This window comes from Nocardioides sp. GCM10027114 (assembly GCF_042659625.1).
GTDB lineage: Bacteria > Actinomycetota > Actinomycetes > Propionibacteriales > Nocardioidaceae > Nocardioides.
Genome location: NZ_JBHSSS010000012.1, coordinates 1 through 23,263 on the forward strand (window position 1 = coordinate 1; position 23,263 = coordinate 23,263).

21 protein-coding genes are annotated in these 23,263 nt (G+C 73.9%); 13 read left to right on the plus strand and 8 right to left on the minus strand.

The genetic code is table 11. From position 1 onward, the window contains the following. Positions 1-151: 151 nt before the first annotated feature. The gene (gene coaA, locus ACFP2E_RS06635) at positions 152-1,144 is read right to left on the minus strand and encodes a type I pantothenate kinase (protein ID WP_378523163.1); all 993 of its coding nucleotides are present in this window, start codon (positions 1,142-1,144) and stop codon (positions 152-154) included. Between the two features lie 90 nt (positions 1,145-1,234). Here coaA and glmS point away from each other — a divergent pair, with 90 nt between their 5' ends. The 8 genes from glmS to ACFP2E_RS06675 are packed head-to-tail and all read left to right on the plus strand — an operon-like array spanning position 1,235 to position 9,684. Then, positions 1,235-3,079, plus strand: a complete 1,845-nt coding sequence (glmS, locus tag ACFP2E_RS06640; protein ID WP_378523162.1) for a glutamine--fructose-6-phosphate transaminase (isomerizing) — start codon at positions 1,235-1,237, stop codon at positions 3,077-3,079. A 9-nt stretch (positions 3,080-3,088) separates the two neighbouring features. Continuing rightward, positions 3,089-3,442 (plus strand): holo-ACP synthase, encoded by a 354-nt coding sequence (locus tag ACFP2E_RS06645; protein WP_378523161.1) that lies wholly within the window; start codon positions 3,089-3,091, stop codon positions 3,440-3,442. Positions 3,443-3,473: 31 nt separating this feature from the next. Continuing rightward, positions 3,474-4,877: an NAD(P)H-hydrate dehydratase gene (locus ACFP2E_RS06650; RefSeq protein ID WP_378523160.1), complete on the plus strand. Its 1,404-nt coding sequence runs from the start codon at positions 3,474-3,476 to the stop codon at positions 4,875-4,877. A gap of 32 nt (positions 4,878-4,909) precedes the next feature. After that, a complete protein-coding gene (gene alr, locus ACFP2E_RS06655) occupies positions 4,910-6,055 on the plus strand; it encodes an alanine racemase (RefSeq protein ID WP_378523159.1) in 1,146 nt (381 codons plus the stop codon). Beyond that, on the plus strand, positions 6,052-7,137 hold the full coding sequence (locus tag ACFP2E_RS06660) for an alpha/beta fold hydrolase (protein WP_378523158.1): 1,086 nt from the start codon (positions 6,052-6,054) through the stop codon (positions 7,135-7,137). Before alr ends, ACFP2E_RS06660 begins: the two co-directional genes overlap by 4 nt. Beyond that, positions 7,134-8,540 carry a tRNA (adenosine(37)-N6)-threonylcarbamoyltransferase complex ATPase subunit type 1 TsaE gene (gene tsaE, locus ACFP2E_RS06665; RefSeq protein WP_378523157.1) on the plus strand — a complete coding sequence of 469 codons (1,407 nt, stop codon included), beginning with the start codon at positions 7,134-7,136 and terminating at the stop codon, positions 8,538-8,540. Before ACFP2E_RS06660 ends, tsaE begins: the two co-directional genes overlap by 4 nt. Further along, positions 8,537-9,133 carry an isochorismatase family protein gene (locus ACFP2E_RS06670; RefSeq protein ID WP_378523156.1) on the plus strand — a complete coding sequence of 199 codons (597 nt, stop codon included), beginning with the start codon at positions 8,537-8,539 and terminating at the stop codon, positions 9,131-9,133. The genes tsaE and ACFP2E_RS06670 overlap by 4 nt, the downstream gene beginning before the upstream one ends. Beyond that, entirely contained in the window at positions 9,130-9,684 is a 555-nt protein-coding gene (locus ACFP2E_RS06675) for an AAA family ATPase (protein ID WP_378523155.1), read from the plus strand. Before ACFP2E_RS06670 ends, ACFP2E_RS06675 begins: the two co-directional genes overlap by 4 nt. Before the next feature lie 206 nt (positions 9,685-9,890). Here ACFP2E_RS06675 and ACFP2E_RS06680 read toward each other — a convergent pair whose 3' ends face one another. After that, the gene (locus ACFP2E_RS06680) at positions 9,891-11,282 is read right to left on the minus strand and encodes a DUF222 domain-containing protein (RefSeq protein ID WP_378539297.1); all 1,392 of its coding nucleotides are present in this window, start codon (positions 11,280-11,282) and stop codon (positions 9,891-9,893) included. 554 nt (positions 11,283-11,836) lie between these two features. On the opposite strand from ACFP2E_RS06680, the gene tsaB reads away from it, so the two are divergent. Together tsaB and rimI are read left to right on the plus strand one after the other, a co-directional pair. After that, positions 11,837-12,475, plus strand: a complete 639-nt coding sequence (tsaB, locus tag ACFP2E_RS06685) for a tRNA (adenosine(37)-N6)-threonylcarbamoyltransferase complex dimerization subunit type 1 TsaB (protein ID WP_378522676.1) — start codon at positions 11,837-11,839, stop codon at positions 12,473-12,475. Beyond that, positions 12,472-12,939, plus strand: a complete 468-nt coding sequence (gene rimI / locus ACFP2E_RS06690) for a ribosomal protein S18-alanine N-acetyltransferase (protein ID WP_378522675.1) — start codon at positions 12,472-12,474, stop codon at positions 12,937-12,939. Before tsaB ends, rimI begins: the two co-directional genes overlap by 4 nt. Here rimI and ACFP2E_RS06695 read toward each other — a convergent pair. Continuing rightward, positions 12,923-13,651, minus strand: coding sequence for a GNAT family N-acetyltransferase (locus ACFP2E_RS06695; RefSeq protein ID WP_378522674.1), 729 nt, complete (start codon positions 13,649-13,651; stop codon positions 12,923-12,925). The genes rimI and ACFP2E_RS06695 overlap by 17 nt on opposite strands. Before the next feature lie 47 nt (positions 13,652-13,698). Between ACFP2E_RS06695 and tsaD the strand changes: the two genes are divergently transcribed. Continuing rightward, entirely contained in the window at positions 13,699-14,745 is a 1,047-nt protein-coding gene (gene tsaD, locus ACFP2E_RS06700; RefSeq protein ID WP_378522673.1) for a tRNA (adenosine(37)-N6)-threonylcarbamoyltransferase complex transferase subunit TsaD, read from the plus strand. A 30-nt stretch (positions 14,746-14,775) separates the two neighbouring features. On the opposite strand, the gene ACFP2E_RS06705 is transcribed toward tsaD, so the two are convergent. From ACFP2E_RS06705 to ACFP2E_RS06720, 4 genes are all read right to left on the minus strand, one after another. Next, positions 14,776-15,999, minus strand: a complete 1,224-nt coding sequence (locus tag ACFP2E_RS06705) for a hypothetical protein (RefSeq protein ID WP_378522672.1) — start codon at positions 15,997-15,999, stop codon at positions 14,776-14,778. After that, on the minus strand, positions 15,996-16,523 hold the full coding sequence (locus tag ACFP2E_RS06710; protein WP_378522670.1) for a SigE family RNA polymerase sigma factor: 528 nt from the start codon (positions 16,521-16,523) through the stop codon (positions 15,996-15,998). Before ACFP2E_RS06710 ends, ACFP2E_RS06705 begins: the two co-directional genes overlap by 4 nt. Positions 16,524-16,647: 124 nt before the next feature. Then, positions 16,648-17,835 carry a hypothetical protein gene (locus ACFP2E_RS06715; RefSeq protein ID WP_378522669.1) on the minus strand — a complete coding sequence of 396 codons (1,188 nt, stop codon included), beginning with the start codon at positions 17,833-17,835 and terminating at the stop codon, positions 16,648-16,650. Beyond that, the gene (locus tag ACFP2E_RS06720) at positions 17,832-18,380 is read right to left on the minus strand and encodes a SigE family RNA polymerase sigma factor (protein ID WP_378522668.1); all 549 of its coding nucleotides are present in this window, start codon (positions 18,378-18,380) and stop codon (positions 17,832-17,834) included. Before ACFP2E_RS06720 ends, ACFP2E_RS06715 begins: the two co-directional genes overlap by 4 nt. 139 nt (positions 18,381-18,519) lie before the next feature. On the opposite strand from ACFP2E_RS06720, the gene ACFP2E_RS06725 reads away from it, so the two are divergent. Beyond that, entirely contained in the window at positions 18,520-19,626 is a 1,107-nt protein-coding gene (locus tag ACFP2E_RS06725; protein ID WP_378522667.1) for a B12-binding domain-containing protein, read from the plus strand. Between the two features lie 35 nt (positions 19,627-19,661). On the opposite strand, the gene ACFP2E_RS06730 is transcribed toward ACFP2E_RS06725, so the two are convergent. Continuing rightward, positions 19,662-20,819 (minus strand): SAM-dependent methyltransferase, encoded by a 1,158-nt coding sequence (locus ACFP2E_RS06730; RefSeq protein ID WP_378522666.1) that lies wholly within the window; start codon positions 20,817-20,819, stop codon positions 19,662-19,664. 52 nt (positions 20,820-20,871) lie between these two features. Here ACFP2E_RS06730 and ACFP2E_RS06735 point away from each other — a divergent pair, with 52 nt between their 5' ends. After that, positions 20,872-23,202, plus strand: a complete 2,331-nt coding sequence (locus ACFP2E_RS06735; RefSeq protein WP_378539299.1) for an ATP-binding protein — start codon at positions 20,872-20,874, stop codon at positions 23,200-23,202. The last annotated feature ends 61 nt before the right edge of the window (positions 23,203-23,263 follow it).

A 23,263-nucleotide genomic window follows, 5' to 3' on the forward strand; every position in this document is an offset into this window, starting at 1 on the left:
ACCACCGACTCACCCTGCGCCACCCGGTCCCAGAACCTGCGCTGCACCTCCACCCGAACCGGCGGACGCGGCATACCCCTCACCCCAGATCACCCAGGGCGTTGCGCACGCACCTTGAACCCACCTTGCGGCCTTCGCACCTCAACCACCGTCACAGCTTGCGCAGCCTCACGTACCGCACCGAGTGGTCGCGGTCCTTGCGCAGCACCAGGGTGGCGCGGGACCGGGTGGGCAGGATGTTCTGCTTGAGGTTCGGCCCGTTGATGGTGTCCCAGATCCGCTGCGCCTCGACGACCGCTTCGTCGTGGCTGAGGGCGGCGTACTTGGCGAAGTAGGAGTGGGGGTCGCGGAAGGCGGTCTCGCGCAGGCTGAGGAAGCGCTCGACGTACCAGTCGCGGATGTGGCCGGTGGCCGCGTCGACGTAGACGCTGAAGTCGAAGAAGTCGCTGACCGCGAGGCCGGTGCGGCCGTCGTCGCGCACCCGCGCCGGCTGGAGGACGTTGAGGCCCTCCACGATGACGATGTCGGGCCGCTTGATGACGACCTTCTCGTCGGGGACCACGTCGTAGACGAGGTGGGAGTAGATCGGGGCGAGGACCTCGTCCTTGCCGGACTTGATGTCGACCACGAACCGCAGCAGCGCCTTGCGGTCGTAGGACTCCGGGAAGCCCTTTCGCTGCAGCAGCCCGCGACGCTCGAGCTCGGCGTTGGGGTAGAGGAAGCCGTCGGTGGTCACCAGCGCCACGTTGGGGTGCTCGGGCCAGTGGGCCAGCATCTGCTGCAGCACGCGGGCGGTCGTCGACTTCCCGACGGCCACCGACCCGGCGAGGCCGATGACGAACGGCGTCCGCGGCGGGTGCGGGTGGGCCAGGAACTCCTCCTGCCGCTGGTGGAGCCGACCCGCTGCCTCGACGTACATGCTGAGCAGCCGCGACAGCGGCAGGTAGACCTGCTCGACCTCGTCGAGGTCCAGGGAGTCCCCGAGGCCCCGCAGCCGCGCCACCTCGTCCGCGGTCAGCGGGCTCTCCGTCGAGTTCGCCAGCGCCGCCCACGCGGCCCGGTCCAGCTCGACGTACGGCGACGGTTCGCGCTCGTCGGAGCCGTTGCCGACTCCGCCGTGGGGGAAGCCGCCGTTCTGGGACATGGCGGGCATTGTTGCAGTCGTCACGCCGCCCGCCTGCGAGGGACCCCGAGGCTCGGGCGCGCCGCGATTGCGGCCCTAGACTCGTCTGCCATGTGCGGGATCGTGGGCTACGTCGGCGGGAAGCAGGCCGAGGGTGTCGTCATCGAGGGTCTGCGTCGGCTGGAGTACCGCGGGTACGACTCGGCCGGCGTCGCGCTGGTGGCCGACGGCAGCATGGTGTGGGCCAAGAAGGCCGGCAAGCTGGCGAACCTCGAGAAGCGGATCGCGGACGCGCCGCTCCCCGAGTCGACCACCGGCATCGGCCACACCCGCTGGGCGACCCACGGCGCGCCGAACGACGTCAACGCCCACCCGCACTCCGGGCGCACCGGCCGGGTCGCGCTGGTGCACAACGGGATCATCGAGAACTTCGTCGCGCTCCGATCCGAGCTGGAGGACACCGGTCACGAGCTGCTCTCGGAGACCGACACCGAGGTCGTCTCCAGGCTCCTCGAGGAGGCGGTGCTGGCCGGGGCGGACCTGACTGCCGCGATGCAGCAGGTGTGCCGCCGGCTGGAGGGCGCCTTCACGCTCGTCGCCGCCGACGCGGAGGACCCGTCGCGGGTCGTCGCGGCCCGCCGGAACTCGCCGCTCGTCGTCGGGCTCGGCGAGGGCGAGAACTTCCTCGGCTCCGACGTCGCCGCGTTCATCGAGCACACCCGCGAGGCGATGGAGCTCGACCAGGACCAGGTCGTCACCATCACCCGCGAGGGCGTGTCGGTCACCGGCTTCGACGGGACGCCCGCCGAGGGTCGCCGTTACCACGTCGACTGGGACCTCTCGGCCGCCGAGAAGGACGGCCACGACTGGTTCATGCGCAAGGAGATCCACGAGCAGCCGCGGGCGGTCGCCGACTCGCTGCTCGGCCGGCGGGGACCCTCGGGCGAGCTGATGCTCGACGAGGTCCGCCTCGCCGACGAGGACCTGCGCGAGGTCGACAAGGTCATCATCATCGCCTGCGGCACGTCGTTCTACGCGGGCATGGTCGCCAAGTACGCCATCGAGCACTGGACCCGGATCCCGGTCGAGGTCGAGCTCGCCTCGGAGTTCCGCTACCGCGACCCGATCCTCACCCACTCCACGCTGGTCGTCGCGATCAGCCAGTCCGGCGAGACCGCCGACACGCTCCAGGCGATCCGGCACGCCCGCGCCCAGAAGGCGTGGGTGCTGGCGATCTGCAACACCAACGGCTCGACCATCCCGCGCGAGTCCGACGCCGTCATCTACACCCACGCCGGCCCCGAGATCGGCGTCGCCTCCACCAAGGGCTTCTTGACGCAGCTCGTGGCCTGCTACCTGCTGGCGCTCTACCTGGCACAGGTCAAGGGCACCCGGTACGGCGAGGAGATCGCCGACATCCTCGACCAGCTCGAGGCGATGCCCGACCACATCCAGCGGATGCTCGACGACGCCGAGCGCGTCTACGAGCTCGCCCGGCAGCACGTCGACACCCGCTCGGTGCTCTTCCTCGGGCGCCACGCCGGCTACCCGGTCGCCCTCGAGGGCGCGCTCAAGCTCAAGGAGCTGGCCTACCTGCACGCCGAGGGCTTCGCCGCCGGCGAGCTCAAGCACGGCCCGATCGCCCTCGTCGAGGACGGCATGCCGGTGCTGTGCGTCGTGCCACCGCGGGGCCGGGACCAGCTCCACGACAAGATGGTCAGCGGCATCCAGGAGGTCCGCGCCCGCGGCGCCCGCACCATCTGCCTCGCCGAGGACGGCGACGAGACCATCACGCCGTACGCCGACGAGCTGATCCGGCTGCCGAAGGTGCCGACGCTGCTGCAGCCGCTGGTGGCGGTGGTGCCGATGCAGCTGTTCGCGTGCGAGCTTGCGACCGCGATGGGCCACGACGTGGACCAGCCGCGCAACCTCGCGAAGTCCGTCACGGTCGAGTAGGGGGCTGCGGTGGCCGTGATCGGCGTCGGCATCGACGTGGTCGACATCGACCGCTTCATGGAGTCCCTGGAGCGGACCCCGGGGCTGCGCGACCGGCTCTTCACACCGGACGAGGCCGGCCGCCCGCCCGCCTCGCTGGCGGCGCGGTTCGCCGCGAAGGAGGCGCTGGCCAAGGCGCTCGGCGCCCCCGTCGGCATGGCCTGGCACGACGCCGAGGTGGTCTCGGAGTCCTCGGGCCGCCCGCGGTTCACGATCCGCGGCACCGTCGCGGCGCGGGCCGCCGAGCTCGGCGTCGCCTCGGTGCACCTGTCGCTCTCCCACGACGCGGGCATCGCGTCGGCGATGGTCGTCCTGGAAGCCTGAACCGGTCGTCCCCTGCCGCTACGGTCGGGGCATGCGGTACGCGCACACCGTCGACCAGATCCGGGCGGCCGAGGAACAGCTGATGGCCAGGCTGCCGGAGGGCGCGCTGATGGCGCGCGCCGCGACCGGCCTCGCCTACGCCGTCCTCGACCTGCTCGGCTCGGCCTACGGCCGCCGGGTGGTGCTGCTCGTCGGCGCCGGCAACAACGGCGGCGACGCGCTGCACGCGGGCGCGCTGCTGGCGCGGCGCGGCTGCCGGGTCGAGGCGTGGCTGCTCTCGGACAACGCCCACGAGGCCGGGCTGGCGGCGCTCCGTGCTGCGGGCGGGGTGGCGCTGGCGGCCGCTGACGCGGCGGGCGCGGGCCGGCGGGGTCCGGCACCCGACGTGGTCGTGGACGGCATCGTCGGCATCGGCGGCAAGCCGGGGCTGCGGCCCGACGCGGTGGCGGTGCTGGACGCGCTGGCAGGGGTGCCCGTGGTCGCGGTCGACACGCCCTCCGGCGTCGACGTCGACACCGGCGAGCTCGACGGCCCGCACGTCACCGCCGACCTGACGGTCACCTTCGGCACCCACAAGGTCGCCCACCTCGTCGAGCCGGCCGCGTCGGCCTGCGGCGCCGTGCAGCTCGTCGACATCGGCCTCGACCTGCCGCCCGCCGCCGTCGAGGCGCTCCAGCCCGCCGACGTCGCGGCGCTGCTGCCGCGGCCGGCTGGGGCCGACCACAAGTACACCCGCGGCGTGGTCGGCGTACGGGCCGGCTCGTCGCAGTACCCCGGCGCCGCGCTGCTCTGCGTCGCCGGCGCGTCCGCGGGGCTGTGCGGCATGGTCCGCTACCTCGGCGAGGACGCCGTCGCCGACCGGGTTCGGAGCACCCACCCCGAGGTGGTCGGCGAGGGCCGGGTGCAGGCCTGGGCCGTCGGCTCCGGGGGTGGCGAGTCGGCCGGCGAGGTCTTGGGCGCGGCGCTCGCCGACGGCCTGCCGACCGTGGTCGACGCCGACGCGCTCGCGCACGTCGACGGCCCGCTCGGGGTCCCGGCGGTGCTGACCCCGCACGCCGGGGAGCTCGCCGCGATGACCGGCGCGCAGCGGTCCGACGTCGAGGCGCGGATGCTCCACCACGCCCGCGCCGCGGCCCGCGCGTACGACGCGGTGGTGCTGCTCAAGGGACGACACACCGTCGTCGCGGCGCCGTCCGGCGACGTCCGGGTCACCACCACCGGGGTGCCGTGGCTGGCGACCGCGGGGGCCGGCGACGTGCTCACCGGGCTCATCGGGTCGCTGCTGGCGGCCGGCCTCACGCCGTACGACGCCGCCTCGGTCGGGTCCTGGCTGCACGGCGCGGCCGCCACCATCGCCTCCCGGGGCGGGCCGCTCGTGGCGGGCGCGGTGGCCGCCGCGCTGCCCGACGCGGTCCGCGTGGCGACGTCCCGCTGATCTCCGGGACGGGGATGGAAGAATCGCGGTCCATGAGTGTCGCCCAGGTCGCCCGCGCCGAGCTCGTGGTCGACCTCGCCGCGATCCGGCACAACGTGCGCACGCTGCGCGAGCTCGTCGCGCCGGCGCAGATGATGACCGTCGTCAAGGCCAACGGCTACGGCCACGGGATGATCGAGGTCGCCCGCGCCGCCCGCGCCGCCGGCACCGACTGGCTGGGCGTGGCGACGATCGACGAGGCGCTGGCGCTGCGGGCCTCCGGCGACACCGGCCCGGTCCTCTGCTGGCTGACGGTGCCGGACGACCGGTGGTTCGAGGCGATCGTCGAGGACGTCGACGTCACGGCGTACTCCCGGGCCGAGCTCGACGAGGTGGTCCGCTTCGCCCGCGCCGCCGGCAAGCCGGCGCGGCTCCAGCTCAAGGTCGACACCGGCCTCTCCCGAGGCGGCGCCACCCCCGACGACTGGCCCGACCTCGTCGAGGCCGCGACCGCCGCGGTGCGTGACGGTGACGTCGTCCTCACCGGAATCTGGTCCCACCTCGCCTGCGCCGACGAGCCGGATCACCCGGCCAACGACCGGCAGGAGCAGGTCTTTCGCGACGCGCTGGCCAAGGCCGAGGCCGCCGGGCTGCAGCCGGAGACCCGGCACCTCGCCAACTCCGCCGCCGCGGTGCTGCGGCCCAGCGCGCGGTTCGACCTCGTCCGGTGCGGCATCGCGTCGTACGGCCTCGATCCCGCCCCCGGTGCCACGCCCGACCTCGGCCTGGTGCCGGCGATGACGGCGCGGGCCACGCTGGCGCTGGCGAAGCGGATCCGGGCGGGCGACGGTGTCTCCTACGGCCACAGCTGGACCGCGGCCACGGACACGACCATCGGGCTCGTGCCCGTCGGCTACGGCGACGGCGTGCTGCGCAACGCCGGGAACGCCGCCGAGGCGTGGGTCGCGGGCCGGAGGCGGCCGTTGCGCGGCCGGGTCTGCATGGACCAGTTCGTGGTCGACCTCGACGACGACGAGGTGGAGCGAGGGACCGAGGTGCTGCTCTTCGGCGCCGGCCGCGACGGCGAGCCGACCGCGCAGGACTGGGCCGAGGCGTGCGGGACCATCAACTACGAGATCGTGACCAGGATCGGCGGCCGGATGGCCCACCGCTACGACGACGGGGAGGACCGTACGTGAGTGCCCGCCGCAGGATCGCCGGAGTCGCCGCGGGCGCCGTCGGCGTCGCCGTCGCCGGTACCGCCGTCGGTGTCGTCGCCCACCGCCGGCGCGTCATCGCGCGCCGGGGCGCCGGCGACACCACGCCGTTCGGCGAGCTGCGCTCGGAACCGTTCACGGTGATCGCCGACGACGGGGTGCCGCTGCACGTCGAGATCGACGAGTACGCCGCGCCGTCCGGCCGCCGCCGGGCGCGCAGCGTCGACGGCACCGCACTCACGCTCGTCTTCGTCCACGGCTTCGCGCTGAACATGGACTGCTGGCACTTCCAGCGCGCCGGCTACCGCGGCCTCGTCCGCGCCGTCTACTACGACCAGCGCTCCCACGGCCGGTCCGGCCGGTCGAGCGCGCAGAACGCCACCATCGACCAGCTCGGCCGCGACCTGGCGCGGGTCCTCGAGGAGGCGGTTCCGGAGGGGCCGGTCGTGCTGATCGGCCACTCGATGGGCGGCATGACGATCTTCGCCCTCGCCGAGCAGCACCCCGAGCTGTTCGGCGACCGGATCGTCGGCGTCGGACTGGTCGCCACCACCGCGGGCGGGTTGGACCCGCACCGGATCGTGGTGCCGCTGATGCCGTCGGGGCTTGGCCGGCAGCTGGCGATGCGGCTGATGGCCACCCTCGCGCGCGGGCACCGGACCGTCGACAGCCTGCGCCGCGCTGGGCGGGCGATCGCGAGCGTCTTCACCGACATGTTCGCGTTCGGCGACGACGTGCCAGCCAGCTACGTGGACTTCGCCGACGAGATGCTGTCGGCGACGCCGTTCGAGGTGCTGGCGGAGTTCTTCCCGGACTTCGGCCTGATGGACAAGTTCGACACGGTGCACACGATCGGCAGGGTGCCGACCGCGATCATCTGCGGCACCGCCGACAAGATGACCTCGGTGGGCCACAGCCGCAAGCTGCACAGCCGCATCGAGGGATCGACCCTGGTGGAGTGTGAAGGAGCCGGACACTTGGTGATCATGGAGCGTCACGACCAGGTCAACGCCGCGCTCGACCAGCTCATCGCGGCGGCGGCTGAAGGGGTCCACAGCCAGTGAGTGTCGACGTACGCCGGGTCGGGCCCGAGAGCGCCCAGGTGGTGCTGCGCGTGGTGCGCACCGCCTTCGAGGCGCGTCCCGCCCTCGACCCGCCCGCCTCGGCGCTGGTGGAGACCGTCGAGTCGATGAGCCGGCTGCTGGAGAAGCACGGCGGGCTGCTCGCGACCCTGCACGACGAGCCGGTGGGCGCCCTGGTGCTCGACCCGATCGGCACGACGATGTACCTGCGACGCTTCGGGGTGGTGCCGGAGGCGCGCGGCCACGGCATCGCCGCGCTGCTCATCGAGCACGCGGTCGACGCCGCCAACGGGTACGACGACCTCACGGTCGTTGCCCGTGAGGAGCTGCCGCGGACCCTGCAGTTCTGGGAGCGGCAGGGCTTCCGGGAGGTGCTGCGGGAGTCGCCCAACGTCGAGCTGCGGCGGCCGCTGCGGACCTTCCTCTTCAACGCGCCCGACGCCGAGACGATGCGGGAGCTCGGGCGGTCGCTCGCCGGGCAGCTGACCGCCGGCGACCTGCTGGTGCTGAGCGGAGAGCTCGGCGCCGGGAAGACGACGTTCACGCAGGGACTGGGCGAGGGGCTGAAGGTGCGCGGCGACGTCACCTCCCCGACGTTCGTGATCGCGCGGGTGCACCCGTCGCTGGTCGACGGGCCGCCGCTGGTGCACGTCGACGCCTACCGGCTCGGCGGGATCGACGAGCTCGACGACCTCGACCTCGACACCGCGCTCGACGAGGCGGTCACGGTCGTGGAGTGGGGCGAGGGGATCGCCGAGGGGCTCGCCGAGTCGCGGCTGGAGGTGCGGATCATCCGGGCGCTCGCCCACGAGGACGAGCACGCCGACCTCGACCCGCGCCGCGTGCTGATGACGCCGATCGGACCTCGGTGGTACGAGATGGAGGTGCCCTCCACCCAGCGCGAGCCGCTGGCGGAGAAGCTCAACGAGAACATCCTCCTCGACTTCCACCCCGGTGTTGTCGAGGACGAGCTCGACGACCTCGACCCGGCCATCCCGCTGCGGCTGTCCCTGCTGGTGGCCGAGCACGACGGGCGGGTGCTGATCGTGCACAACTCCTGGCGTGGCGAGTGGGAGCTGCCGGGCGGCGAGATCCGTGAGGAGGAGACCGCACGGGAGACCGCCGTACGCACGTTCAAGGAGGAGACGGGCGCCGAGGCCGGCGAGGTGACCTTCGTCGGGACCGGCACCGTCCAGGTCGGGCACGAGCGCACCATCGAGCACGTCGCGCTCTTCCACACCGTGCTCCCCGAGCTGCCGTCCTTCGACGCCACCGACGAGGTCGACAAGCTCGCCTGGTGGGACGTCCTGCACGACTTCGACGCCCTCTCGCCGATCGACTGCCACCTGGCCCGCATCGCCCTCGGCGATGAGAAGCCTGCGTGAGCGCACCGGGCCCTCGAGCGGACGCGCTCGTGGTCGTGGACCTGCAGCTGGGCTGGGTGACTGGCGACAGTGCCGTGGCCGACGCCGATCGGTTGGTCGAAGCGCTCGAGTCCGCCGCCTCCGCGGCAAGGTCGGCCGGTGCCCTGGTGGTGCACGTGCAGGACGTCGGCGCCGAGGACCCGACGGTGCCGATGGGCAGTACGGGGCGAGACCTCGCGCTGCACGTTCACCCAGGTGACGCCGTCGTCCGGAAGCTGTCAGGCGATGCCTTCGAGGGCACGGCTCTGGAGGAGATCCTGCGCGACGCCGCCGTCGAGACCCTCGCGGTGGGCGGGCTGATGTCTGAGATGTGCGTCTCCGAGGCTGTCCGATCTGCGCTTCGTCGGGGGTTCGAGGTCGTGCTGCCGAGGGACGCCCACTCGACGTACGACATTCGCGCAGACGGTGCCGCTCCGGCTGTGTCTGCCGCGGAGGTACGCCGCGTCGCCGAGTGGTCGCTGGGCGACGAGCTGGTCGTCGTCGACGCGATCGCAGACGTGGCCTTCCGACGGCCGGCTCGGGGTGCGTTCCCACCTATGCTCCAGTCTCGATGAAGCGCATCGCGGTGGTCGGCAGCTCTGGCTCGGGCAAGACAACTGTCGCCAAGCGGCTGGCCGAGGCCCTGTCCGCCCCCTACGTCGAGCTGGACGCCCTGCACTGGGGGCCCAAGTGGAGTGCGGCGACGAAGGACGAGCTCGGCGAGCGTGTAGCGGCGGCGACCACCGGCGAACGGTGGGTGGTGGACGGGAACTACTGGAGCAAGATCGGTCCCCAGGTGTGGGCCACGGCCGACACCGTGGTGTGGGTCAGCCCGCCGCGATGGCGTGCGATGTGGCAGTCCGTCACACGCACGTTCCGGCGAGCCGCCACCCGACAGGAGCTGTGGGCCGGGAACCGTGAGAGCTGGCGCGGCCTCATGTTCTGGCGCGGTGAGGACTCGATCCTCTGGTGGGCATGGACCACATACGCACGCACGCAGGAACGCTACGCGCAGGCGATGGACGACCCGCAGTGGCAGCACCTCGACTTCCACCGGCTGCGGACCCGGCGCGAGACCGACCGCTTCATCGCCCGGGCGAGCGCGCACAGCAGCAGTTGCGAGTGAGAAGCCTGCCCCGCTGTCGACCACACGGCGGTCGCTTGTCCTGAGTAGGCGCGCCAGCGCCGTGTCGAAGGGAGCCAGCCGAGACCGGTGAGGTGCGCAGGGCGGCGACCATACGGAGGTCGAGCCCGTCGAGACCCCGGAAACAGGTGTGGTGACATGCCCGTGCCCCCGCCGAGCGGTGCCTGGCGGGGTGTGGGGCGGGGCAGCTACTCCTCGGGTGGAGTCCCGGCGCGGTGGGCGTCGATCAGTCGCTGCCGACACGCGTCGGGGTCGGGGGTGACGTCGCGGGTCCCGGTCTCGTCACGCAGGTAGGCGTGCCCGTGGGGTGAGCGCCACAGGAAGACGCCGTCGTCAACGTGGGTGTACGACCAGCCGCCGTGCGTCTTGAGCCGGTGGTGCTTGCGACACAGGGCGGCGAGGTTGCACCGACACGTCGGCCCGCCGCCCCCATCGCCCGGGCCATGCGGAATGACGTGGTCGTGGTCGCAGGCCTTGGCCTTGCGGGTGCACCAGGGGAAGACGCAGTGGTGGTCGCGGTCGTCGACCAGGTCCGCGAGCCGGTCGGGCACCTCGTAGGCCCCCACGGGCGCGCAGCCGGACGGATCGACCACCGGCTTCACGACGATCTGGGCGTCGGATGCCGCGAGCCAGGTCCGGATCTGGTCGGTCGTCACCGGGCACCGCAGTCCCTCGACCCGGCCCAGCGGGCCGGCACCGACCACGGCGTCCTCGGACACGTGGATCACGAGGCTGATCCTGCGGCGGCGGGTGGGGCGTCGGTGCAACCGCCGCGGAGAGCCTGACTCCGTCTCTTCCTCATCGCTGCCGGTGAGGTCGAGTGTGTGCGCCCCGCGAGCGAGCTCTCCGACGGCCTTGGACCGGCGCACGTCCAGCGACTCCTCGGAGCCGAGGTGGCGGAGCTGGGTGGCGAGGTCGGCCACGGCGTGCTCGAGATCCATCGCGTCGGCGGCGTCGAGGACGCCGTGGACGTCGACGGTCCCGTCCAGCGAGGCCTGGCCGAGGTGGATGTCGAAGGACCGGTGGTCGGCCGACTTGCCGAAGCGTTCCTGGGCCAGGTCGGGATCGTGGCGGGCGATGGCCTCGTCGACGAGGTCCTTGATCCGGGCCAGGCCGATCTTGTGCGCCACGTGGGCGACGAACCGGTCCACGAACTCCGCCGCGGCGGGGTTGAGGGCGATGGTGTGGCGGGCGACGTGTCGTGCTCGCCAGGCCGGCAGGTCCCCGTGGACCACGCGGCGGTAGAGCCGCGGGAGGCGGTAGCGCAGCTCGACCGCCTCGCCCAGGTAGGCCCGACCCGCGTCGGTGGACATGCCGAGCGAGGCTGCCCATTCGGCGACGCAGAACTCGGTGATCAGCGGGGTGCCCTCGCCGGCGATCGGGACCGCCGTCTCGGACCCGTCCAGCTCGAACCCCGCCGCTTCGACCAGCGACTCCGCGGGGTGCTGGACCGCCCACTCCACGGCCGCGACCAGGAGGTTCGCCTCCGACCGGTTCGCGCTCGCCCGCTGCTCGCGGGCGAAGGCCAGCACCTCGACCGGGCTGTCGCCCGGTGCGGTGGTGACCGTGGTCGCTGTCATGGGTCCACTCAAGCAGCGACCACCGACACAACCGGCCCAAAGAGCCCGTGGTTGAGGCCATCTGGGGAAAGAGGAAGGTAAAGAATTCGGAGACCGCGACCCAAGCGGTCGACCCCAGCGGGCCGCGAGCAAGGAAGCAGCCGCGACCAAGCACCGCAACCCAAGCGGCGGGCGACCACGTAACCCGATCAAGGCGGCCAGGGCACGAAGCGGGCGTGAGCCGAAAGGGGTCTCGACGGGCTCGACCGGCGTACCTCAGCGCCCTGCGCACGCTGCGGGGGTCTCGACACGCTCGCTGCGCTCGCTACTCGACCACCGAGGTCACTGGGTCTCGACGGGCTCGACCGGCGGGCGTCGCTGCCCTGCGCATCTCGCCGGGTCTCGACGGGCTCGACCGGCTACATCGCCGCCCTGCCTCGGCTGCGGGGGTTTCACCGTCTCGCTGCGCTCGCACCTCAACCACCGGTGCCACTGGGTCTCGACGGGGTTGACCGCCGTGTGCGAGGGACGTACCTCGGTGGGCTGCGTGGGCGGGGAGGTTCTAGGCTCGGACCGTGCTGCTCGCGTTCGACACCGCCACGCCCCTGGTGACCGTCGCCCTCCACGACGGGGACGACGTCGTGGTCGAGCTCGCCTCGGACCAGAAGATGAAGCACGGCGAGCAGCTGGCGCCGCTGATCGACCGGGCGCTGCAGCAGGCGGGCATCGTCCGGCAGGACCTCAGCGCGATCGCGGTGGGGGTCGGGCCGGGCCCCTTCACCGGGCTGCGGGTCGGGCTGGTGACAGCGCGGACGCTGGGCTTCGTCCTCGAGATCCCGGTGTACGGCGTGTGCTCGCTCGACGTCCTCGCCGTCGAGGCCGCTGCGACGGGGACGGTCGACGGGGACTTCGTGGTCGCTACTGACGCCCGGCGCAAGGAGGTCTACCTCGCGTCGTACGACGCCGACGGCCAGCGCCTCGAGGGCCCGGTGGTGGACAAGCCGGCCACCCTGGCAACCGACCGGCCGGTCGTGGGGGAGGGCGCCCACCTCTACGCGGAGGCGTTCCCCAACGCCGCCGGGCCGCAGCGGCCCTCCGCCGGCTGGCTGGCCCGCACCGTCGCCGAGGAGCGCGCCGAGCTGCGCGACCCCGAGCCGCTCTACCTGCGCCGTCCCGACGCGATGGCTCCGCACCCGCCCAAGCCGGTGTCGTGACGGTCCGCCGCGCCACGTCCGACGACGTCGCGGCGATCGCGGAGCTCGAACGCGCCAACCTGCGGCAGGACGCCTGGTCCGAGGGCCTCGTCCGGCACGGGGTCGAGGGCGAGCTGCCGACCATCCACTACCTGGTGGCCGAGCTCGGCGGGGCCGTCGTCGGGCACGCGGTTGCCAGCATCGTGGCCGACCTCGCCGAGCTCCAGCGGATCTCCGTTCTCGAGGAGCACCGCCGCTCCGGTCTCGCCACCACCCTTCTCGACGCGGTCGCCGCGGAGGCCGAGAAGCACCACGCCGAGCGAATCCTGCTGGAGGTCCGCGAGGACAACGCGGCCGCGATCGCGTTCTACGCCCGGCACGGCTTCGTCGAGATCGACCGGCGGCGTGCCTACTACGCCGACGGCGCCACCGCGATCGTGCTGGAGCGCCACCTCACCGAGCACCAGTTCAGGCCGGAGCCGTGACCGGACCGGACGCGAAGGTGTGCACCACCTCATAGCCCAGCCTCCGGTAGAGGCCCACGGCGACGTCGTTGTCGACGTACACCCCGAGCGTCGCCGTCCGCGACCGCCCCGCCAGCGCCCGCGACGTGAGCGCCGCCGACAGCCCGGTCCCGAGGCCCTGTCCGCGGTGCGACGGCAGCACGGTCACCGCCCGCAGGTGGCCGGTGCCGTCGACCTGCCGCGCGACGGCACCGACGCCGACCAGCCGGCCCTCCGAGCGCACGCCGAGCCAGCACTCGATGTCCGGCATCCCGGGGCGGGCGTGGGCGTCAGGGTTGGCCTCGTCGAGCAGCGCGTCGAGCTCGTCGTGGTCGGTCACCTCGACGACGTCCAGGTCGACCTGCGCCGGCGGACGCCGGGTCAGCATCCAGTGCCACTCCCTGACCGTCGCCTGCCGCCACTCGGCGGGCAGCGCCGCCAGCGAGGCGGCCTCCACGCTCACCCGCTCCGGCGGCTCGACCAGCCCGACCACCGTCGACGTGAGCGTCGCCAGCGGCTCGGCCGGGCCCAGCGCGAAGACGAACCGGCGCGACCGGCCCGGCAGCCTCCGGCCGCCGTCGACGACCACGGCGCCGTCGTGCTCGTACACCGCCGTGACCGCGTCCGGGTCGACCTGGTGCCGGACGAACGGGTGGCTGCTCACCGACAGCTCGTCGGCCCCCAGGGTGCGCACGGCCCCCATCCTCCCGCGCCGCCCAAGCCCACGGCATCATGAGCCCTATGAACGACGGCCCCCTCGTGCTCGGCATCGAGACCTCCTGCGACGAGACCGGCGTCGGCATCGTCCGCGGCCACACCCTGCTGGCCGACGCGGTGGCGAGCAGCGTCGACGAGCACGCCCGTTTCGGCGGCGTCGTCCCCGAGGTCGCCAGCCGGGCCCACCTCGAGGCGATGGTGCCGACCATCGAGCGGGCCTGCGACACGGCCGGCATCCGGCTCCACGACGTCGACGCGATCGCCGTGACCAGCGGCCCCGGCCTCGCGGGCGCGCTGCTCGTCGGAGTCGCCGCGGCCAAGGCGCTCGCGCTCGGTCTCGGCAAGCCGATCTACGGCGTCAACCACCTCGCCTCCCACGTGGCGGTCGACCAGCTCGAGCACGGCCCGCTGCCGGAGCCCTGCCTCGCGATGCTCGTCAGCGGCGGCCACTCGAGCCTGCTCCGGGTCGAGGACGTCACCACCGGCGTCGACCCGCTCGGCTCCACCATCGACGACGCCGCAGGCGAGGCCTTCGACAAGGTGGCCCGGTTGCTGGGCCTGCCGTTCCCCGGCGGCCCCCACATCGACCGCGCCGCCCGCGAGGGCGACAGCGTGTACGTCGACTTCCCGCGCGGGCTGACCAGCCGCCGGGACCTCGAGCGTCACCGTTTCGACTTCTCCTTCTCCGGCCTGAAGACGGCCGTCGCGCGCTGGGTCGAGGCGCGCGAGCGGTCCGGGGAGCCGGTGCCGGTGAACGACGTCGCCGCGTCCTTCCAGGAGGCGGTCTGCGACGTGCTGACCCGCAAGGCCCTCGACGCCGCGGTCACCCACGGCATCGAGGACCTGCTCATCGGCGGCGGCGTGGCCGCCAACTCCCGGCTCCGGGCGATGGCGGAGGAGCGGGCGGCCGAGAAGGGCATCCGGGTGCGGGTGCCGCGGCCGGGCCTGTGCACCGACAACGGTGCGATGGTCGCCGCCCTCGGCGCGGAGATGGTGGCCCGGGGACGCACCCCGAGCCACCTCGACCTCCCCGCCGACTCCTCCCAGCCGGTCACCGCCGTCCTGGCCTGACCGGCGTCTGACTGGGTGGACGGGCCGGCCTCAGAGGCCGGCCCGGTCCCGCCCCAGGTAGTAGTGGAAGTCGGTGTCCGTGCTGGCAACGCGATCGGAAGCGTCCTCCAGCGATCCGTCGACGCCCATCCGGACCAGCGCCTGCTCGCCGTTGCCCAGGGCCGAGGCGACGACTGCCTCGTTGCCCTCCCAGGCGGGGGAGACGAGGGTGACCTCCGGCCGTCGGCCCACGCGGGTGAACTCGGCCACCGGCTCGCCGGTGGCGGCGTCGAGGATGCTGAGCGACGTCGGGCCGAGGCCGTCCTGGAGCGGGTCGCTCGCCATCACGTAGCGTCCGTCGGGGCTGAAGGCGCCGAGGGCGTAGTCGCAGGTCTCCCACAGGGTCGTGCGCGGCGCGTCGGCGTCAACGACCGCGAAGCAGCCGCCGTCGTAGTCGTCCGCCGAGGTCTGCACCGCGACCAGCCCCGCCACCTCGCTCGTCGACTGCGCGTCCACCCAGCCGGGCAGCTCGCTGGTCGAGCCGTCGGGCTCGGCGACGCCGAACGTGCTGACACCGGTCGGGTTCCGGGTCTCGTAGAGGACCCGGTCCTCACCGAGGAAGCCCACCGGCTCGGCGACGGGGGACTCCGGCAGCGGCCAGGAGCGCCCCGCGCCAGGGTCGGTCGTGCTCACGACCTGCAGTGTCTGGGCTCCCGGCTCCGGCGCCACCCACGCCACCCACTCGCGGTCCGCGCTGGTGACGAGGCCGGTGGTGCCCGACGAGCCGCCCTGTGGCTCGAAGTCCTGCGAGAGGTAGCGGATGGACTGGCCGTCGGGCTCGATGGCGATCCAGCCGCCGTCGGCCGGGTTCTCGACCAGCGCCTGGTAGCTCGCGTCGAGCTCGACCAGACCCTGCCCGGGCAGCACCACCCCGTCAGGGGTGAAGAACTCGATGGCGGGGTCGTCGCCCCGCTCGAGCCCGTCGAGCGTGAGCGTCGTACGGGCCACCTCGGTCGGGGTGTCCGGCGACGGTGCGGGCTCGATCTCCCGCTGGGACTCGCTCACCGGTCCGCCGAGCGTCATCACGGTCGGCACGACGACCGCCAGCGCTGCGGCGACGACGCCGCCCGCCACCACTCGTCGGGTGCGCCGGATCCGGCTCGCCCGCCCCTTGACGTCGGCCAGGCCGAGGGGGGAGCCGTGCAGGCCGTCGGCGCGGCCGTGCAGCTCGCGGCCGAGCATCCGCTCGAGCTCGTCGTGGTTCTGGGCGTTCATCGCAGGTCCTCCCGGTCCCGGGGGCTCAGGTGTGAGGGGGTGCGCTCGCGCAGGGCGGCGAGCGCGCGGCTGGTCTGGGACTTCACGGTGCCGACCGAGATGCCGAGGATCTCGGCGGTCTCGGCCTCGGAGAGCTCCTCGTAGTAGCGCAGCACCACGACGGCGCGCGCCTTCCGGGGCAGCGTCTGCACGAGGTCCCACAGCTCGGCGCTCTGGCCGGTGTCGTACCGGTCGACGACCTGGCCGGTCTCCGGCACGTCGTCGGTGCTGTGCTCGCGCCGCTTCCAGGCGCGCCGCCACAGCGAGTTGTTCTCGTTCACCAGGATCCGGCGTACGTAGCCGTCGACCGACTCCCGGCGGTGGACCTTGTCCCAGGCCAGGTAGAGCTTGGCCAGCGATGTCTGCACCAGGTCCTCGGCGGTGTGGCGGTCGCCCGTGAGCAGGTAGGCGGTCCGCAGCAGGCTCGGCTGGCGCGCCTGCATGTACGCCGCGAACTCGGCGTCGCGGTCGTCCGTCCTGCCCATGGTCACCCCCGTCCGGTCGAGCGTGGTCCCCGTCGTGTGCACTCCTGCACCTCCATCCTTCCGCCACCAAGACGCAGTCGGATGGAGATGGGTTGCAATCGGCGGTTTCGCGGGCCCGGAGGGGTCAGGACCTGGGCAGCAGGTAGTCGCCCTGCGTCGACTCCCGGGCCGGTGTCGCCCGCTCCAACGAGCCGTCGACACCGAGCCGGACGAGGGACTGGCGGCCGTCGCCGTCGAAGCACGCCAGGAGGACGTGCAGCGGGTCCTCCCAGCTGAACGCGCCGCCGAGGCCGAGTCCCTGCAGCGTCACCACGGCCCTGCCGGTGGCGATCTCACGGATCCGCAGGGTCGGGTTGCCCCCAGCATCGTGACGCGTCACCACGAACCGGGCGTCAGGGGAGAACGAGACCGGCCGCTCGTTGCGGTCGCGCAGTCGCAGGACGCCGTCGCCGGACTCGTCGTAGACGCCCCAGGTGCCCGTGTCGTCGATACCACCGACAAGCCCTGCCTCGGGGGCCGCCGTCGCCGCCCAGGCAACTCCGGGGACGACCTCCGGGCCCGACCTGCCCTCGGCGATCCGCACGCCCTCCACCGCGGGGTCGTACTCGCCGATGTTGTAGACAATGCGGTCCTCGGTGACGGCGACGGGGCTGATCTGCGCGTCCTGCGCCAGCGGCCCGCCACTCACCGGTCCGCTGTCGGTGGCCGGTCCCCATTCGAGCCGGGCGCCCCGCCACGAGATGTCGCAGTCGCCCTCCATCCAGGCGAACCCGGTGGTCGAGCCGTCCCCGCTCACTCGCGGCCCCAGGCCGCACCTGGTCCACCTGGTCTCCCCGTTCCGGTCGACGAGAGTGAGGTCGAGCGGGTAGCCGCCGTTCCTGCGCGGCAGGCTGGCGACCAGGACACCGTCGAGGTAGGGGGCGGCGTCGCGGATCGGTCCACCGCCGACGGGCAGCTCGACGGTGTCGCCGTCGGCGAACACGTAGGTGCCGCCGAAGGCGTGGTCGACGGCCGGGGGAGCGCCCTGCGGGAGCTCGGCTGCGCTGTCGAGACGGAGCGTCACCGGCTTCCCGGGCGGTTCAGCGGGTGCGGGTGCCGTTGCGGGGCGGTCGGCGAGGATGGCGCCGACGGGCAGGGCGATGGCAGCCGCAGCAGCGGCGGCCACGAGGAGCCGGCCCCGGTTCTGCCGGCGCTGTGCGAACCGGGCCCGGCTGGCCACGTCGGCCGCCCGGGTCGGCTCGTAGGTGGTGCGGTCGGCCTGCGCGTGCAGCGCGTCGCGCAGCAGGTCCTCGGTGTCGTTCGGCGTGCTCATCGGTCCTCCTCCCGGGCCGTGACGGCGCGGTGGTCGAGCTCGTGCAGGCTGGCGAGCTCGCGGAGCGTGGCCAGCGCCCGGTGGGCCTGGGACTTCACGGTGCCGACGGAGATCCCGAGCAGGTCGGCGGTCTGCGCCTCGGTGAGGTCCTCGTAGTAGCGCAGCACGATGACGGCCCGCTGTCGCGGGGGGAGCGCGGCCACGACCTGCCACACCGCCTCGCGGGTCCCGTCGTACCCGGTCATCGGGGTCGCGCGGTCGGGGACCTCGTCGGTCACCACCTCACGGCGCCGGAAGGCGCGTCGCCAGGTGCTGCGGTGCTCGTTGACGAGGATCCTGCGGGCGTAGGCGTCGACGCGATCGCGGTCCGCGATCCGGTCCCAGGCGAGGTAGAGCTTGGTGAGGGTCGTCTGGACCAGGTCCTGTGCCGAGTGCGGGTCGCCGGCGAGCAGGTGGGCCGTGCGCTGGAGCGCGCCCTCGCGGGCCACGAGCCACGACTCGAAGTCCGTGAGCGTGGCTTCCCCCGCCTGCATCGTGCTGTCCACACCCCTCACACACGGTGCCGCCCCCGGATGGTTGCACCGCGCATCAAATTACGCCGGCAAGGGTTCAACTGCTCGCCACGGGGGTACGAGACCGGCGACGGCGTGCACGGGGAGCAGCCGCGGACGAGGGACGGGGGACATGCGCGAGACCCATCTCCACGACGAGCCGGCCGGCGACCTGCCGGCCGAGGCCTGGGACGCCTACTGGGAGGCGCTGGAGGCCGCGGACCGTCCGGCCGCGCTGGGCATCGTCCGGGACCTGCACGAGCGGGGTGTCGGCGCCGTGCAGATCATCGACCGTCTCGTGGTCCCCGCCCAGGCGCGCATCGGCGAGCTGTGGCTCGACGGCACCTGGTCGTCGCGGCAGGAGCACCGCGCCACCGACATCAACGAGGGCCTGGTGCACTGGCTGGGCTCCTTCTCGCCCGAGCCGCCGGCCGACAGCCCGCTGGTCCTGGTCTCCTGCGCCGAGGGCGAGCGCCACGAGCTCGCCGCCCTGGTGGTGGCCGAGGCGCTGGGCTGGGCCGGCTACCGCGTCACCTTCGTGGGCAGCGACCCCGAGCCCTCCGAGCTGCTGCGGCAGGTGCTGGTGCTCAAGCCGCGGGCGGTGCTGTTCAGCGTCTCGCTGACCTCGTCGCTGGGCCGCCAGAAGTCGCTCTTCCACAACATCCGGGCCGTGGGCATCCCGGTCGTCGTCGGTGGCCAGGCGTTCGGCGGCGACGCCCGCCGGGCCACCGCGCTGGGCGCCACGGCGTACGCCGAGAGCGTCGACGACGTGGTCTCCATGCTGGAGGCGCTGCCCCCGCGGCTCAGGCCGGTCCCGGCGCCCGAGCCCGGTCCGGGCGACCTCGAGGCGGCGTGGATCCACGAGTACCGCAACGAGATCACGCCGTACGTCGTCCGCGCGGTCGCGCGGCAGCACGTCGCGGACGGGGCGGAGCCGGACTGGTGGACGGACTTCCCCGGCCACCTCGAGCACCTCGTCGGCTGCCTGATGGCGGCGCTGGTGACGGGCGACGAGACGATCATGGTCGAGGTGCGCGACTGGCTGACCCAGGTACTGGCCCGCCGTGCCGCGCCCGAGGGCCTCGTGGACGAGGTCTGGGCGCTGCTGGCCGAGCCGCTCAGGGGGCATCCGCTGGCGCGGGTCCACCTCGCCGGGTCGGCCACCCCGGCCACCCCGGCCACCCCCGCGGAGGCGCGGGGGGACCTCGAGGACGGCCTCTCCGGAGCCGCCGCAGGCTGACCGGCTGACCCGCCCGCGACTCGGGGGTGGGCGGGTCAGAACGGTTCGACCAGCAGCGCCGTGCCGTGCCCGGCGGCCCGGGTGAGCACGATCGTGGCCTCGCCCTCCCCGTGGAGGTCGAGCCGCTTGCGGAGCTGGTCGGGGACGACGTCGACGCCGCGCTTCTTGATGGTGAGCCGGCCGATGCCGCGCTCGCGCAGCGCGGCCTTCAGCGCCTTCTCGCGGTAGGGGAGCGTCTCCAGCACCCGGTAGCCGCGGGCGAACGGCGTATGGAACGCCTCGTCCCCGGTGACGTAGGCGATGTGCTCGTCGACGAGGCCGCCGTCGACGCCGGCCGCGACGGCGGTCACCAGGCCGGCGCGGATCACCGCCCCGTCGGGCTCGTAGAGGTAGTCGCCCACGGCCCGCACGCCGGCGCCCGGGTCGTCCTCGTCGGTGAGGGTGGCGAGGCCGCCGCGCCCGATGACGGTGGCGCGCCGGTCGGTGGTGGCCAGCCGGCCGGACCACAGCACGGCCTCCTTCACCTCGCCGTGGTCGCTGACCCACTCCGCCTCGACGCCTGCGGGGACGAGGTCGTGGGGGATGCCCGGGGCGGCCTTGACGACGGCGTCGCGCCGCATCAGCTGCTCGACGAAGGACCACGGCGGCGTCCAGTCCGAGACCTCGAAGCTGCGGCCGCGGCTGCTGCGCCGGGCCGGGTCGACGAAGGCGACCGAGAACGGCGAGGTGTCGATCGTGGTGGCGTCCGCGACCTGCACGGCCCCCGACAGGTCGAGCGCGGCCAGGTTCGCCTCGGCGACCGCCACCCGCACCGGGTCGAGGTCCACGCCGGCGCAGACGATGCCCACCTCGGCGGCGGCCACGAGGTCGCCGCCGATGCCGCAGCCGAGGTCGATGAGCGTCTGCGTCGACGCGGCGGCGAGCCGTGCCGCGCGGTGGCGGGCCACCGGCAGCCGGGTGGCCTGCTCGAGGCCGTCGGGGGTGAAGTACATCCGGGGCGCGAGGTCGCCGAACTTGGGCTCGGCCCGGCGTCGGAGCGAGGCCTGGGTGAGCGCCGCGGCGGCGTGCTCGGCGGAGGCGTGGCGCCGCAGCTCGGTCTGCGCCCGCAGCGGGTCCTCCGGGGCCTCGGCGGCGCGGGCGAGGAGCTCCTGCCCGGGCTCGGTCAGCAGCCACCGGAACGCCTCGAGGTCCATCCCACGAGTGTCCCAGCCGCCGTAGACTCCTCCCCGACCGGGAGGAGGAGGGGTGGCAGGACAGGACTCCTTCGGCGCCGTCCTGCGCCGGCTCCGGGAGGCCGCGGGCCTCAGCCAGGAGAAGCTCGCGGAGCGTGCCTCGCTCAGCAGCCACGCCGTCAGCGCGCTCGAGCGCGGCACCCGCACCCGGCCCTACCCCCACACCGTGCGCTGTCTCGCCGACGCCCTCGGGGCCGACGAGGCAGAACGCGCCGCGCTGCTCGCCGCGGTGCCCGGTCGCGCCCGCGCGACGCGTGCCGCGGCGGCCGGGCCGGCCCCCGAGCTCCGTGGCGCCGTTCTCCCGGTGCCGGCCACGCCCCTCGTGGGGCGCACCGACGACCTCGCCCGGCTGCGGACGCTCGTCGAGCGCGAGCGGCTCGTGACGCTGACCGGCGTCGGCGGCGTCGGCAAGACCCGGCTCGCCCTCGCCGCGGCGACCGAGGTGGCCGCCCGCCGCGCCGGCGGCGTGGCGTACGTCGAGCTGGCGCCGCTGCTGGACGTCGAGGCGGTGCTGCCGGCCATCGCCGAGGCGGTCGACGCCGCGCCCGGCCCGGACGCCGACCTCGTGGCGGCCCTCGCCGCCCACCTCCAGGGGCAGGAGCTGCTGCTGGTCCTCGACAACGTCGAGCACCTGCTGGGGGTCGCGCCCCGGGTGGCCGCCCTCGTCGAGGCGGTCCCGTGCCTGACGGTGCTCGCCACCAGCCGGGCCCCGCTGCGGGTCCGCGGCGAGGTCGAGGTGCCGGTCGAGCCGCTGGCCGTGCCGGCGGGCGACAACGACCACGCCGCACCCGCGCTGACGCTGCTGCTCGAGCGCGCCTCGGCGGTGAGCCCCGGCTGGGGCCAGGGCAGTCGGCAGCTGCCGGTCGTGTCCGAGATCTGCCGCAGGCTCGAGGGCATCCCGCTGGCGATGGAGCTCGTCGCCGCCCGGTGCCGGCTGCTCGACCCGGCGTCGTTGCTCGACCGGCTCGACACCGCCCTGCTCGCGGGCGGGCGGGACCACCCCGCGCGGCAGAGGACCATGCGCGCGACCCTCGACTGGAGCTACGACCTGCTCCTCCGGGACGAGCAGAAGCTGCTGCGGATCCTCTCCGTCTTCCGGGGAGGCTTCCGGCTCGACGACGTCGAGCAGGTCGTGGACCTCCTCGGCGGCCTCGGCGACCCCGGCGACGCAGACGTCCTCTGCGTGCTCGAGGCGCTGGTCGAGCAGTCGCTGGTGGTCAACGTCGAGGCGCCCGGCCCGCGACGCCACCGGCTCCTCGAGCCCGTGGCGCAGTACGCCCGCGACCGCCTCGAGGAGGCGGGCGAGGACCGCGAGACGGCGTCGGCCCACGCCCGCCACTTCCTCGCTCTCGCCGAGGAGGCGGCGCCGCACTACCGCGACGGCGACCAGGTCGCGGCCCTGGGCCGCATCGACCTCGAGCACCCCAACCTCACCGCTGCGGCCGAGCACTGCCTCGCCACCGGCGACGTCGAGACGGCGGCGCGGCTGGCCTGGGCGCTGTGGCTCTACTGGTGGCTGCGCGGCCACCACGCCCACGGCCGGCGGATCAGCGAGGCGGCGATGGCGCAGGGGCCGCCCGAGGAGGTGCGGGCGCGGGCGGCGCTCGCCGCGGCCACCATGAGCTTCGCGATGGACGACCTCCCGGCGGCCCGCCACTGGTGGGCAGACGCCACCGCGCACACCGGCGACGACCTCGAGGCGGCCGTCAACGCGGTCGCCGGGACCGGGGCCGCTGCGCTCGCGGCCGGCGAGCTCGCCGAGGCCCGCGACTGCTTCGAGCGCGCCATCCCGCTCGGCGAGGCCGCGGGCGAGGTGGGGGACTGGACCCTCGCGCTCGCCCGCATCTGGCTCGGCACCGTCGACCTGCTCGAGGGCGACGCCGACTCCGCGGTCGGCCACCTCGAGCAGGGCCTCGCCTCGGCCCGGCGGCGCGGCGACCGGCTGACGGCGTACATCGCCCTCTACAACCTCTCGCAGCTCGAGCTCGGCCGGCAGCAGCACGAGCACGCCCGGCGCCACCTCGACGAGGGCATGCGGCTCTCGCTCGAGACCGGGGACCAGGCCAACCTCGCCTACTTCCTCGACGCGATGGCGGTGCTGGAGGCTGCCGAGGGCACCCACGCCCGGGTGCCGATCCTGCTCGGTGCCGCGCAGGGCATCCGCGAGGTCGTCGGCACGGCGGGCTACGGCTACTACCACCCGGACCCCGCCGCCATCGCCGCCGCGGCCGAGGAGGCCCGGGGCCACCTCGGCGAGGACCGGTACGACGACGCCCTCGACCACGGCCGTGGCCTCGCGCCCGAGGCTGCGGTCGCGCTGGCGGCCGGCGCCGCAGCGGTCTGAGGCCGGCTTCTCCGGAGCCGCACGCCGGCCGCACACCAGTCGCACACCTCGCACTGTCCGT